We start from the raw sequence: 13,160 nt of genomic DNA, 5'->3' as shown, positions 1-13,160 counted from the left end.
AGGGGACAGATTTAAATCTGTCCCCTGTTGTAATAACCAACTACTCGTGAGTTATCACCGCTACACGCACTGCGTCCATTTTAAGAGATGCGGAAGATAGTGCTGACAGCAGTTTTTCAGTCTGGGCATCAATCGCATCGATCTCTTCCTGGCGGATATTCGGATTAACCTTCGCCAGATTCACCAATCGATGCTTCTCTGTATTCTGCTGCTCTTCCAGTTTCTGTCGTGCTTCCTGCAACATAGAGGTTTCAAGTTCCTCAACCTGCTGTTCCAGTTTCACTACCAGATTAGAGATATCTTCACGGGCGTGTTTAACCAGGTTGTAAGCGATGTTCTTGCCAACGCGTTTGCCCAATGTCGCAAAGTGTTGTTCTGTAATGACGCCAGTAAGATCATTACCTGTACTATCGATCACGCGACGCACGCAGGCTTCTGACAGATATCGTTGCAACTGAAGTGAACGCTCCGCTACGCAATGAACACGGAAGATACCTTCTACCAGCAGGCTGCCCGCCTTCAGCGGCAGTAGCTTCATGGTACAAAGTGATGAACTGCCATAGCTGCCTTCCAGCATCATCTCCATCGAACCAGATACCATCGGATGTTCCCAGCTTAAGAAGTGCATATCTTCACGGGATAGCGCTTCATTACGCTGGAAAGTAGCAGTCATTCCATCACTTGGTAAGCCTGGGAAATGGCTACTCAGCATATGGTCGCTAGGGTGTAGTATAACCCCGTTAATTCCGGTGGTTTCCTGCTCCACACCGAAGTGATCAAATACACGTCCCATGTAAGATGCCAGAACACCCGGTTGACTGATCTCATCCAGCGCTTCATGCAAGAGATCCGCTTGAGTTTCATCACAAGAATTCAGCTCAAGTAGGCGGTCTCTGCCCTTTTGAAGCTCATCCAACAGTGCCTGCTGTGTATGAGCCGTATCAGAAACAAGTTGATCAACGGCCGCTTGATCCAATGGGTTTTCCATACACTGGTGTAGCTGAGCCGCATACTGCTGCATCAGATTCTGTCCAGTTGGACAAACCTGCTCAAAAGCCCCAAGCCCTTCTTTGTACCAACGCAACAACACTTCCTGAGCACTATTACGGAAATATGGCACATGGATATTTACATCATGGGCCTGCCCTATACGGTCCAGACGACCTATACGCTGCTCTAATAGATCTGGATTCAGAGGTAGATCAAACATCACCATATGATGGGCAAACTGGAAGTTACGCCCTTCACTGCCTATCTCAGAACAGATAAGTAACTGCGCACCCTGCTCGCTGTCAGCAAAATAAGCTGCAGCGCGATCACGCTCCAGCAGACTCATCCCCTCATGGAACAGTGCCGTACGTTTACCTTCAAACAAACGCAGCTGCTTTTCCAGAGCGATTGCCGTATGTGCATGAGCACAGATAACCAGGATTTTTTCACTGCGATAACCTTCCAACCACTGAATCATCCAGTCTGCACGGTTATCTTCCAGTAACCACTCAGAACCCCCATCAGGGCTTACCAGTGTTTCTGGATGAAGTTGTTGCTCCATCGCAGCCTCACTGATCAGAGAGGCATAAGCTTCAGGCAGAGGAAGTTCATAGCTATGCAATAGACGCTGAGGGAATCCCTCTACACTATCTCGGGTATTACGGAACAGGACACGTCCAGTACCGTGCTGATCAAGCAGCGCTTTCACTGTCTCATCGATCAGTTGCTCACGTGCTTCGCTGTCATCACCTTTATGTGCTTCTAGTTCATCAGCTATCTCATCACCCAGATACTGGTGCAATAATGCAGTAAATTCGCTATCGGAAAGTGCATCATCCCATTGTTCAGGGTCTTTAAGAGTTTCAATCAGTTGGTTAACACGTTGGAACTCCTGTTCCTCAGTTTTGAACTTCTCAAGATCGTAATAACGGTCTGGGTCTAGAAGACGTAAACGGGCAAAGTGACTTTCAATACCGAGCTGTTCTGGTGTCGCAGTCAGTAGCAACAAGCCCTTAACCTGACGCGCCAAGGCCTCAACAGACTGATACGCATGACTGGCACCCTCTTCGCTCCAACCCAAATGGTGGGCCTCATCCACCACCATCAGATCCCAACCTGCAGCAACGGCCTGCTCCAGGTACTTATCTTCACGGGTGAATAGAGAGATAGGACTCAGGGCCAGCTGCACTGACTCAAAAGGGTTACATTCAGCATCATCACAGCGACCTTGGTCCATGATTGAGAAATGCAGATTAAAGCGGCGTAGCATCTCTACTAGCCACTGATGGATCAAGCTGTCGGGAACAACAATTAGTACTCGACTAGCGAGACCTGACACCAGCTGTTGATGCAGAATCAAACCTGCCTCAATGGTTTTACCCAGACCCACCTCATCCGCCAGCAAGACACGTGGTGCGATTCGCTTGCCCACTTCCGATGCGATATAAAACTGGTGTGGTAGGAATTGAACGCGTGGGCCAATCAGACCATAAGCATCTGACTGTTGATGCTGATGCTGCAGTTTCAGCGTTTCCAGACGTAACTCATAATGACGCAGTTTATCAATCTGGCCTGCAAACAAGCGCTCGTACGGTTTGCTGAAATGTACCGAACTTTCTAAAGAAGCTTCATGGATCAGGTGCTCATTGTCATCAGCATCCAGACCAACATAAACAACACAGGAATTAGCTTCTTCATGATCGGTGACGTTGATGGTCAGACCTTCATCATCGCTAATCTGATCACCAATTGGATAAACAATTCGACTTAAAGGCGCGTTACTCTGCGCATAAGTCCGTTCCTCGCCTGTAGCTGGGAACAGAATTACAACTCGACGATTCACCAGCTCAGTTACAACACCTAAACCTAACTCTGCTTCTGTGTAACTGTACCAACGCTGGCCTATCTGAAATTCTTCGGTCATGTATCAATCGCTTACTCAGGCTGAAAAGAGCTGCGCATAATAGGCAGTTATGAAGAGAAAGCCAAACCATTTTAAGTGGTAATTCCTACTTCTTTGGCTTTAGTAAATACAGGAACATACGAATGAATCCTGTAGGCACTCTGGCTTCTATGATAGTACACAATCAAGAAAGTGCCTTGCCGAAATGCTAAAGCCTTTCTAAAGGGACTGACGCAGAGTGTGTACTATCAGAGAAGCCCCTTTTACCTATAGAAAGGGCAAGCCCTGAAGCCTCCATCTGCCGCGTTGTATTTCTTGTTAAGGACTAAGGCCATTAGCTGCGAACTACGCCTTGCATCTGCAGGCTTCAGGACTTGCAGAGCACCAACAGGGTTTGTTCGCATGTTCCTTTGTCCGGGTTATACTATTGGCAACTTATCGAAGAGGATTTGTGATGAAATTTCGTTCTCTGTTTTTTTCCATTGTGGCCCTGTTGTTATTTACGGGTTGCACCACACAAACCACAAAACCTCTTCTCACATCAGGTAGCACAGATATTAGCCAAGCACTGTTGGAACAACACAAAGCGTGGCAAGGCACTCCTTATAAACTTGGTGGCTATGATATGAAGGGTGTAGATTGTTCCGCCTTTACTAAGATCACCTACCGCCAGCTGTTCAGTATTCATCTACCCCGCACCACTGCAGGCCAGGCCTATTACGGTGAAAGTATCAAACCCGCTCATCTGACCGCGGGGGACTTAGTCCTTTTCCGTACCGATGGTGACAAACAACGCCATGTTGGGATCTATGTTGAGGACGGTATTTTCTTACATGCTTCTACAAGTAAAGGAGTTACGCTTAGTAGGCTGAACAACCCTTACTGGCAAAAACATTACTGGAAAGCGATCCGCCCACAGCAGATGCAGATCATTCAGAAACAGTTCTGAGCTATTACAGAATCCGTTATCTAAAAAGGCTACTTTATTGAACTCCCTAGTTGAGATCACCGCCACTCAGATAACTCCACCATAATTTCAAAATGTGGCACATCCCCCCCATCTGTGATGCTGAGCACTGCAAGATTTAAGCGAAAAGGGGCGAAGCCTGTTTGAGACTTCGATAGAAGTCGAGTTCTGCAGCCCCGGTTAAATCTGAAGCGCACAAGGGAGTTGGCGAAGCCAACCAAACAGTTGGGGCGGCTTTGGGGTGCCGGGGTATTTGCCGAAACAAATACCCCGGCTCGCTTACAGCGAAAAGAAATGTGTAACTTAGTAGTTTGCCAATAGCGGCAAGCATATTACTCTGATCGTATTTCCTTCAGCTTCCACAGGTAATAAACCGCCGGAATTAAGAGCAGCGTCAGCACAACCGCACTGATCATACCTCCCACCATCGGCGCAGCGATACGTTGCATGATCTCAGCACCAGTTCCTGTACCATACATAATGGGCAACAAACCTATGATCACTGTGGCAACGGTCATCATAACCGGACGAACCCTAAGTACCGCGCCTTCTATCACAGCTTCTTTAAGATCGTTCAGCGATAGACCTTCTTCTGCCTGTTTTAGCTTTGCCTGATAAGCCTGATTGAGATACACCAGCATGATTACACCGATCTCCACCGCTACCCCGGCCAGTGCGATAAAGCCAACACCAACGGCAACTGAGAAGTTGAACTGATTCAGATAGAGAATCCAGATCCCGCCAACCAGCGCCAGAGGCAGTGTACCCATTATCATCGCTACTTCGGCAAAACGTCGGAAGCTCATATAAAGCAGGACAACAATGATTGCCAACGTCAGCGGCACCACATAGTTCAACCGTTCCTGAGCACGCAGCAGATATTCATACTGCCCCGACCAGTTGATGGAATAACCGGCCGGAAGCTTCACATTATCGGCTACTGCAAGCTGCGCAGCCGCGACATATGAACCCAGATCGCGGCCTTCGATATCTACAAAGGTCCAGCCATTAGGTCTGGCATTTTCACTTTTGATCCCTGGTGGCCCATCTTCAATGCGAATGTCCGCCACATCAGCCAGTGCTATCTTCATACCCATAGGCGTGACTAACGGTAACAGACGTAGTTTCTCAACCGAGTTCCTATACTCCTGCGGATATCGCACATTAATCGGATAACGCTCCAGACCTTCAACGGTCTGTGAAACATTCATCCCCCCGATTGCGCTGGTCACAACCGTCTGCACATCCGCGATATTTAAACCGTATCTGGCAGCCTTTTCCCTGAGAATATCCACCTTGATATAACGGCCTCCAGCAACACGTTCCGAATATACAGAAGCGGTTCCCTCAACATCTGCCAGCACCTTTTCCAGCTGCTGACCTATATCCTGAATCACCGCCAGATCTGGCCCGCCCACCTTCAGACCTACCGGTGTTTTAATACCGGTTGCCAGCATATCGATACGGGTTTTGATCGGCATTACCCAAGCATTGGTCAGCCCCGGAAATTTAACCAATTTATCCAACTCGTTGGTCAGCTTCTCGGTGGTCATACCCGGACGCCATTGGTCTCTTGGCTTCAGGGTAATGAAGGTCTCTATCATCGTTAATGGGGCCGGGTCTGTTGCTGTTTCCGCTCGCCCTATTTTGCCGAAGACCCGCTCCACCTCCGGTACAGTCAGGATCAGCTTGTCGGTCTGCTGGAGCAGTTCACGCGCTTTACCAATCGAGATACCAGGATAGGTAGTTGGCATATACATCAAGTCACCCTCATCCAGAGGGGGGATAAACTCTGAACCGATCTTGTTCACTGGCCAGAAGCCAACACCGGTAACCAATACCGCAAACAACACGGTAGTCTTAGGCCAGTTCAGCACAGCTTTAATCGCCGGAAGGTATATCGCTTGCAGTAAACGGTTTAGCGGATTCTTTTTCTCCGGCAGTACTTTCCCCCGGATACAGTAGCCCATCAACACCGGCACAAGAGTGATCGCCAGGCCCGCTGACGCCGCCATGGCATAGGTTTTGGTGAACGCCAGTGGAGAGAACATTCGGCCTTCCTGTGCTTCCAGGGTGAAGACCGGCAGAAAGCTCATTGTGATAATCAACAGACTGAAGAACAGTGCGGGACCGACCTCAGCCGTAGCTTCAGCAATAACCTGCCAACGGTTCTCTGCTGTCAGCTCGGTTCTCTCCATGTGTTTATGCACATTCTCAATCATCACGATGGCTCCATCCACCATTGCACCGATCGCGATGGCGATACCACCAAGAGACATGATGTTGGCATTGATCCCCTGGTAATACATAACGATAAAGGCTGTCATGATTCCTACGGGTAAACTGATAATCACCACCAGCGAAGAACGGAAATGGAACAGGAACAGCGCGCAGACAATGATAACTACGATGAACTCTTCCACCAGTTTCTCAAACAGGTTTTCTACCGCCCGTTCGATCAAACCGGAACGATCATAAACCGTTACCACTTCAACCCCTTCGGGCAGGCTACGCTTTAGCTCTTCCAGTTTGGCCTTCACACCATCAATGGTTTTCTGGGCATTTTCGCCAAAGCGCATCACCACTATGCCACCGACAGTTTCACCCTCGCCATCCAGCTCGGCGATACCCCGACGCATCTGCGGACCAATGCTTATCTCCGCCAGATCCTGCAGCAGAATAGGCGTTCCCTGACGGGTAGCCCCCAGAGGTATAGTACGGATCGACTCAAGCCCATCCAGATAACCCGTAGCACGGACCATATACTCCGCTTCAGCCATCTCAATGACTGATGCCCCACTCTCCTGATTAGCACGCTTAATCGCTAAATTGATATGGGATAGCGGGATATCAAAGGCACGCAGTTTTTCCGGATCAACCTTCACCTGATACTGCTTCACCATACCGCCTACAGGAGCCACTTCTGATACTCCAGGTACGGTCTGCAATTCGTATTTTAGAAACCAGTCCTGCAAACTGCGCAATTGAGCCAAATCATGCTGCCCGGTTCGATCAACCAGCGCATAAAGGTAGACCCAACCTACCCCTGTCGCATCAGGGCCAAGTTGGGGAGTAGCGTTATCAGGTAGACGAGATGAAACCTGACTCAGGTATTCCAGTACCCGACTTCTGGCCCAATACAGATCCGTATCCTCATCAAAGATCACATAGACGTAGGAATCACCAAAGAAGGAGAAACCACGTACGGTTTTCGCCCCCGGTACAGAAAGCATCGCTGTGGTCAGAGGATAGGTCACCTGATCTTCCACCACCTGCGGAGCCTGCCCCGGATAAGTGGTTTTGATAATAACCTGCACATCGGACAGATCAGGGATCGCATCGATCGGTGTATTTTTGATGGCATATGCCCCCCAACCGATCAGTATCAATGTGGCCAGAATTACAAAGAAGCGGTTATGGATCGACCAGTGGATAATGGCCTTTATCATAACGAACCTCCCGGTAAGCTATCCGGGGCTTTCGGATTCGGAAGAATAAAATCAGTCAGTTTAAGATCACGCATATCTGCTCCGTTGAGCAGAACCTGCACCTGACGACTTGCCGCCAGCTTCTGAATATCCAGACCTTCATCAACCGGTATCTCCATCACCATTGCAGGCTGCTTCCACTCACGAATTTCTTCATGATCCAACACAACCAGGCGTTTTTCCTGATCAACTGAACGGACCTCAGCCGCGATCCAGACCTCCTCTATCATCTCCATTTTTGGAGGTGTCATGCGTAGGAAGTCAGAACTGATGGACGACTCGGAATCGAGCATAAACTGCGCTGAGACCACAACTCGATCTTCAGGATAAAGCCCCTGACGTATAGCGACACGGCCATTCATCTGCTGACCCGCATTTACCTCAACCGATTTATAACGCCCTTCTCCCATCGCTACGACAACCCTCTCCTGAACACCGGTTTTGATCAGTGCTTCAGCAGGAATATTGAGGATTGGGTCACTAGCCTCAGTCTGGATCTGAATGCGGGCAAACATATCAGGTTTTAGCTGCAGGTCTGGATTTGGAAAACGCAAGCGTAGCTTGAGTGTACGGTTTGCAGCGTTAAGGGCTGGGTAGATGTAATCCACCTTTCCTCGCCAACTTTTGCCTGGCAGAAACTCCAGGCTCATCTCTGCCAGATCACCCTGTTGTACCTGAGAGGCCTGACGTTCAAACAGCTCCGCAGTCACCCAGACCTGATCCAATGGGCCAATCTGCATCAGTTTTTTATCCGGCTTAATAAACATGCCCTGACGCAGATTCAACTGACTGACATATCCGTCCGATGGTGCATACACAGGGATACGCTGTAGTGGCTTGCGCTGTTTTTTCAAAGTAACAAACAGCTGTTCAGGCACCCCCAATGCTCTCAACTTACTTTCACTGGCCTGTCGCAGGTAACGATTACCACTCTGTAGAGCTGCAATATATTCCTCCTGCGCATTAACCAATTCAGGGGAATAGATCTCATAAAGCAGCTGACCTTGTGTGACTTCCTCACCCTCAGTATTCACTGCCAGTGTTTCCACCCAGCCGGAGATACGCGAGTGGATATCAACCAGCTTTTCCTGATCAAATCCGACATAACCCACCGTACTTAACCGCTCCTGTAGCGGACTGAATACCACCTGTTCGGTTCGAACCCCAAGGTTATTCACCACCTCTGGACTAATTGAAACGGTGCCGGGAGAGCTACCTCCTGCCAGGTCTTCCGGATAAACCGGAATTAGATCCATACCCATTGGCGATAAGCCGGGTTTATCTCGTTTATAGTTCGGGTCCATTGGTGCTACCCAGTACAGCGGTTTACTTTCACCGCCGTTGTCTGCTCCGTCGGAACCGTTGTCCATTTGTCCTGGTAAAAAATATCCAAGAGCTACACCACACAGCAGAGTTGATGTTGCCAGAATCCATTTACTCATTACTTATCCTCCGCTGCTGACTGGGCTGATGTTAGCTGAGGATCGACCCCAGCCAGATAGTAGTTAACCTGAACATTGGCCCGGGCGATCTGATGTTCCAAAGCTATCCTCTGTAGCTGGGCTTCCAGTTCACTGATGGCTGAAGACGCAACTTCATTAAATCTGGCGTCGGCTGCAGCATAGGCACGCAGAGCTGCTTTACGTTTTTCCGAAAGCTGTAATAAATAACTGCGATCATAGATAGACAGGCGCTGCTGCAACCCGGCGAGATCTGCCAAAGCAACTTCAACCCCTGATTTCAATTCACGCGCTTTAAGCAACCTGAGCTCTTTACTGGACTCGCGCTGTTTAATTGCAGCATTACGGCGCTGGTCCTGCCTCTTTTCCGGGAACAGTGGCAGATCCATGGTCACAGCAACGGATAAGAAATCCGCACGCTCCATACCACTACTGGCATCATCTCTATAGCCATAATTGGCATCCACCTTAAAGCCGGGTTTATAGGCTTCTTCTGCCAATTCAACCCCTTTATCTTTAATCTGAATATCCTGAGCGATCAGTTGCATCTGTGGATGCTGATTCAGGGCCGACTCAAGCGCTGATAAGTTTCCAGGTTCGGTCAATAAATCAGGCGCCTGTAATGAAACAGGTAAAGCCGAATTAGCCGGAGATAACAGCCATTTCTGTAACTGTCCCTGCTGCTGGGCCACGCTTTTTTCTAACTGCGTTATACGATCACGAAGACGAGTAAGCTGTAGCTCAGCATCCAACACTTCAAAACGTTTCGCTTTACCACTTCGAAAGTTCGCCCGGCTGATAGAAACCAGTTCATGGAAGATATGTCTTTTACGCTTTAGAAGATCAAGCTGTTGTGAACTCTGGTGTAAAGCGATCCATGTCTGACTAACGTTAAGTTTAATTAACGCCATTCTTTGCAAACGCTGTAGCGGATTCTTGTCCGCCATCAGATTAATCTGCTGCTCTTTCAAAGCCAAAGAGTCCCCACGGGGGAACTGCTGGGACAAACCAAACTGCAGCTGGGTCATATTTTCCTGATTAAAATCCAGGCTATCTAACGGTAGATTGGCTAAGGCTAAGCGCAGCTTGGGATCAGGTAACTGTGCAGATGCCATCGCTTCTGAGCGGATAGCCTGCTCCTGAAGAAGATTACTGCGGTTCCAGTGATCTGCTTGCAGCGCTTCTTCAATGGCAGAATCCAGAGTGAGTTCTGCCTGTACATAACTGCTGAACACAAAACTATTAAGTAAAGTTGTCAGCAAAATAACTAAAGGAGATTTACGCATATTCCTTTCCTGTGAAAATACCAATACATCTCAGCCCAAAACGAGAATCGGGCTACGAACGGAATTCAGGAAAGGATTTAATTCAGAAAAACAGCTTTCTGCAGATGCAACCTGGGGTAGCTCTGCTGGTAGAAATTTTCTCGGGAAAAGGCGTAACAAAGTCGTCTTCTAAGGCTTATTGGGGCAAACAGAAATAGCGAACAAACTGCTGTTACCAGATAGGCAAGGAAAAAGCCCGATGGTGAATCCAACGAAGACACTGGGTCAGCAACCGGGTTGATACTCCACTCACAACTTCCAGACTCTTCACAATGCCCCGCCTGTGATTAACAGATCCACTACCTTCCATATGGTGATGATGGACATGGGCAGATTCTGCAGTCGTCGGTGTCAAAGGAGGCATAGACGATGCAAGCATATTGGTACACACACCCACAGAACAATAAACGACAAAAAACAGCATCAATAGTGCAGCAATCGCTTTATGTAGTTGTGAGAGTTTTACCTGCATTACTTGTATCTTATTCGTATGCTTTGCGAGTGAGAATCCTTAACTATTCTAGGTCAGAACAGTGTTCTATAGAACCTAACCAATAGTAAAAGTTCAGTAAATCAGCAGAGAGACGGAAAAATAATCGAGCTCTAATCTCTCATAGATTTGGAATACCGGAAGTTGGTCTAGAAGGTATTGTCCGCTGTCGACACATAGAAGACATATAGCTATTAACTTCCTATTCAGATTTTTGCTGTATATTTGACTGAAAACTACTAAAAGTCATATTCCCGCATAAAGAAGATGAAGAAATGAAAACTATTAAGGCGTTGCTTATCTCACTCGTTGTTTCTGCATCATTCAATACGGCTCCAGCTCTAGCGGATTCACCATATAAAGCTGAAAAAGAGGCAAGAAAAGAGCAGATGAAAGATGAGCGTGAACGTGCAAAGCGTGAGCGTGAATTAGATCGGGAAGAACGTAAACGTTACGAAGAACAGGAACGTGAACGACGCAAAGACCGAGCGGAAATGGAGCGAGAAGACCGCAAACATCGTCAGGAGATGGAACGGGAAGAGCGCAAACATTATGAAGAGATGAATCGCGAAGAGCGTAAACGTTACGAAGAGCAGAAACGGGAAGATAGAAAGCATCGAGAAGAAATGGAGCGGGAACGTCGTAAGCATTCAGATGTACTAGCTCAGACCTGATCTGACAGTTACCCGTTCCTTCCAGTGCTACTGTCAGATTAGATTTGGGCTAAATTCTTTTCAGCCCAAATCTGCTTTCCATCAAGCAATGTACCTATAGGCGTTCTGCCACAACACATTTTCCCCTGATGAGTTCGTTCATTGTTGTAATAATCCAGCCATTCGTCCAGATCTTTTTGCAGCTCATCCAGTGACGCATAGAGTTTTTTACGGAACGTAACCTGATAAAACTCGTTCAATATCGTCTTATGGAAGCGCTCACAGATACCATTAGTCTGTGGGTGTCTCGCTTTGGTTTTCGTGTGATCAATATCGTTGATGGCGAGATATAGCTGGTAATCGTGCTGTTCAACCTTGCCACAGTATTCCGTGCCGCGATCAGTCAGGATTCGTAGCATAGGCAGCTCCTGAGCCTCAAAGAATGGTAATACACGATCATTCAATACATCGGCTGAGGTAATCGGTGTTTTCGTCGTGTATAGCTTAGCGAATGCTACCTTGCTGTAGGTATCAACAAAGGTTTGCTGATATATCCTGCCAACCCCTTTTAGATTACCCACGTAGAACGTGTCCTGAGAACCAAGATAGCCAGGATGATGCGTTTCTATTTCACCGCAGGCTTCGTCGTCTTGTTTCTTCTTCTCAAGCGCAGCAACCTGCTCATCAGTCAGAATGATACCTTGACTCTCAACCTTCGCTTCCAGAGCTGAAAGGCGCTTTTTAAAGTTTTCTAAGTTATGACGTAGCCAGATGGAGCGAACCCCACTGCCTGATACAAACACGCCTGCTTTACGTAGTTCATTACTGGTTCGGGCTTGGCCATGAGCTGGGAAAGCTATCGCATGTTCAATGACAGCGTTCTCAGTCTGCTCATCAACACGATTTTTTACATTTGGTGTTCTACGAGATTGACTGATCAGTGAATCAACACCGCCTTCCTCAACAAGCTCCTGATAGCGATAAAACGTATCACGAGAAACGCCCATGACTTTACAGGCTTTTGATACATTTCCAAGTTCTTCAGCGAGGTTGAGCAAACCTGCTTTGTGTTTAATGATGGGATTGCTAGTATGCAACATGAGAGTTACCTTTGTTTTGATTTAAGATTTCAGCACCTTTATCAAAACGGGTAACTCTCTCTTTCTCAAGAAGATATGTCAGATTAGGTCGAGACTAATTCAATTCAGACTAGTTCCATTTACATGCCAGTCTTTTAAGTATCAGCAAAAGTGATTGTTGAGGGGTGCTTAATGCACCCTTCTTTATGTCCGCTTCTGGCACTTTTAAGACATGTTGATCTGACAGTTGCTGCCAGATCAACCCTAAGTTTTGAACCTGCTTCTACTCCTTAACAGCTTCAACCCCTTCTTTAGCCATTTCAGTCGCTTTATCCGCTATTTCTTTGGCTTTATCCAGAGAATCGCTGGAAAGTTCTTTTGCCGCCTCAACAGAATCTGCTGTCACTTCCTGCGCTTTTTCTGACACCTCTGCAACCACATCTCCAGCTTTCTCGGCGATCTCAGAGGATTTTTCCGTAACCTTATCAGCTACTTCTGAAGCTTTTTCTTTAGCTCCTTCCAAAGTTAGACTGGCGCCTTCCTTCATCTTATCCATTGCTGATTTTTCAGGTGTAGGCGCTTCCACTTTTGGAGCCTGTTCAGGAACAGCTACCGGCGCTTTTTCCTCTTCACCACAACCAACGATAAACAGCGTAGAAACACCAATAACACCTACAGCTTTTACAGCATTGTTCAACATAACCATTCCTTAAAAAAATTAATCTGGGCAATAATAAACAGTGTAACTGAATCGGCTCTTAATCCTGCCCTTCCTATCTGTTTTGTAGGAGCGGCGTCCTCACCG

9 protein-coding genes are annotated in these 13,160 nt (G+C 47.6%); 2 read left to right on the top strand and 7 right to left on the bottom strand.

Annotation, left to right across the window (positions count from 1 at the left end; all coding sequences use genetic code 11):
• Window positions 1–40 precede the first annotated feature (40 nt).
• On the bottom strand, window positions 41–2,914 hold the full coding sequence (rapA, locus tag GY843_RS09695; RefSeq protein ID WP_297309001.1) for an RNA polymerase-associated protein RapA: 2,874 nt from the start codon (window positions 2,912–2,914) through the stop codon (window positions 41–43).
• A 433-nt stretch (window positions 2,915–3,347) separates the two neighbouring features.
• Between rapA and GY843_RS09690 the strand changes: the two genes are divergently transcribed.
• Window positions 3,348–3,842: an NlpC/P60 family protein gene (locus GY843_RS09690; protein ID WP_297308999.1), complete on the top strand. Its 495-nt coding sequence runs from the start codon at window positions 3,348–3,350 to the stop codon at window positions 3,840–3,842.
• A gap of 350 nt (window positions 3,843–4,192) precedes the next feature.
• On the opposite strand, the gene GY843_RS09685 is transcribed toward GY843_RS09690, so the two are convergent.
• The 4 genes from GY843_RS09685 to GY843_RS09670 all read right to left on the bottom strand — a co-directional run bounded on the left by GY843_RS09685 (window position 4,193) and on the right by GY843_RS09670 (window position 10,605).
• Window positions 4,193–7,309 (bottom strand): efflux RND transporter permease subunit, encoded by a 3,117-nt coding sequence (locus GY843_RS09685; protein ID WP_297308997.1) that lies wholly within the window; start codon window positions 7,307–7,309, stop codon window positions 4,193–4,195.
• A complete protein-coding gene (locus GY843_RS09680; protein WP_297308995.1) occupies window positions 7,306–8,790 on the bottom strand; it encodes an efflux RND transporter periplasmic adaptor subunit in 1,485 nt (494 codons plus the stop codon). Before GY843_RS09680 ends, GY843_RS09685 begins: the two co-directional genes overlap by 4 nt.
• Window positions 8,790–10,094, bottom strand: a complete 1,305-nt coding sequence (locus tag GY843_RS09675; protein WP_297308993.1) for a TolC family protein — start codon at window positions 10,092–10,094, stop codon at window positions 8,790–8,792. The genes GY843_RS09680 and GY843_RS09675 overlap by 1 nt, the downstream gene beginning before the upstream one ends.
• A gap of 211 nt (window positions 10,095–10,305) precedes the next feature.
• On the bottom strand, window positions 10,306–10,605 hold the full coding sequence (locus GY843_RS09670; RefSeq protein WP_297308991.1) for a hypothetical protein: 300 nt from the start codon (window positions 10,603–10,605) through the stop codon (window positions 10,306–10,308).
• 293 nt (window positions 10,606–10,898) lie between these two features.
• On the opposite strand from GY843_RS09670, the gene GY843_RS09665 reads away from it, so the two are divergent.
• Entirely contained in the window at window positions 10,899–11,297 is a 399-nt protein-coding gene (locus GY843_RS09665) for a hypothetical protein (protein WP_297308989.1), read from the top strand.
• A gap of 38 nt (window positions 11,298–11,335) precedes the next feature.
• Here the strand turns inward: GY843_RS09665 and GY843_RS09660 are convergent, their stop codons facing one another.
• Window positions 11,336–12,376 carry an IS481 family transposase gene (locus GY843_RS09660; protein WP_297308988.1) on the bottom strand — a complete coding sequence of 347 codons (1,041 nt, stop codon included), beginning with the start codon at window positions 12,374–12,376 and terminating at the stop codon, window positions 11,336–11,338.
• 262 nt (window positions 12,377–12,638) lie between these two features.
• The gene (locus GY843_RS09655) at window positions 12,639–13,055 is read right to left on the bottom strand and encodes a hypothetical protein (protein ID WP_297308987.1); all 417 of its coding nucleotides are present in this window, start codon (window positions 13,053–13,055) and stop codon (window positions 12,639–12,641) included.
• Window positions 13,056–13,160 lie beyond the last annotated feature (105 nt).

This window comes from Neptuniibacter sp., assembly GCF_024231755.1.
In the GTDB taxonomy this organism is placed as follows: Bacteria; Pseudomonadota; Gammaproteobacteria; order Pseudomonadales; family Balneatricaceae; genus Neptuniibacter.
The sequence above is the reverse complement of the archived record's forward strand: the minus strand, read 5'-3'. Positions and strand labels throughout refer to the sequence as shown.

Coding starts and splice junctions, on each gene's coding strand:
- GY843_RS09675 (WP_297308993.1), bottom strand. CDS start 10,094: ATGCGTAAATCTCCTTTAGTTATTTTGCTGACAACTTTACTTAATAGT.
- GY843_RS09685 (WP_297308997.1), bottom strand. CDS start 7,309: ATGATAAAGGCCATTATCCACTGGTCGATCCATAACCGCTTCTTTGTA.
- GY843_RS09690 (WP_297308999.1), top strand. CDS start 3,348: ATGAAATTTCGTTCTCTGTTTTTTTCCATTGTGGCCCTGTTGTTATTT.
- GY843_RS09670 (WP_297308991.1), bottom strand. CDS start 10,605: ATGCAGGTAAAACTCTCACAACTACATAAAGCGATTGCTGCACTATTG.
- GY843_RS09660 (WP_297308988.1), bottom strand. CDS start 12,376: ATGTTGCATACTAGCAATCCCATCATTAAACACAAAGCAGGTTTGCTC.
- GY843_RS09665 (WP_297308989.1), top strand. CDS start 10,899: ATGAAAACTATTAAGGCGTTGCTTATCTCACTCGTTGTTTCTGCATCA.
- GY843_RS09680 (WP_297308995.1), bottom strand. CDS start 8,790: ATGAGTAAATGGATTCTGGCAACATCAACTCTGCTGTGTGGTGTAGCT.
- GY843_RS09655 (WP_297308987.1), bottom strand. CDS start 13,055: ATGTTGAACAATGCTGTAAAAGCTGTAGGTGTTATTGGTGTTTCTACG.
- rapA (WP_297309001.1), bottom strand. CDS start 2,914: ATGACCGAAGAATTTCAGATAGGCCAGCGTTGGTACAGTTACACAGAA.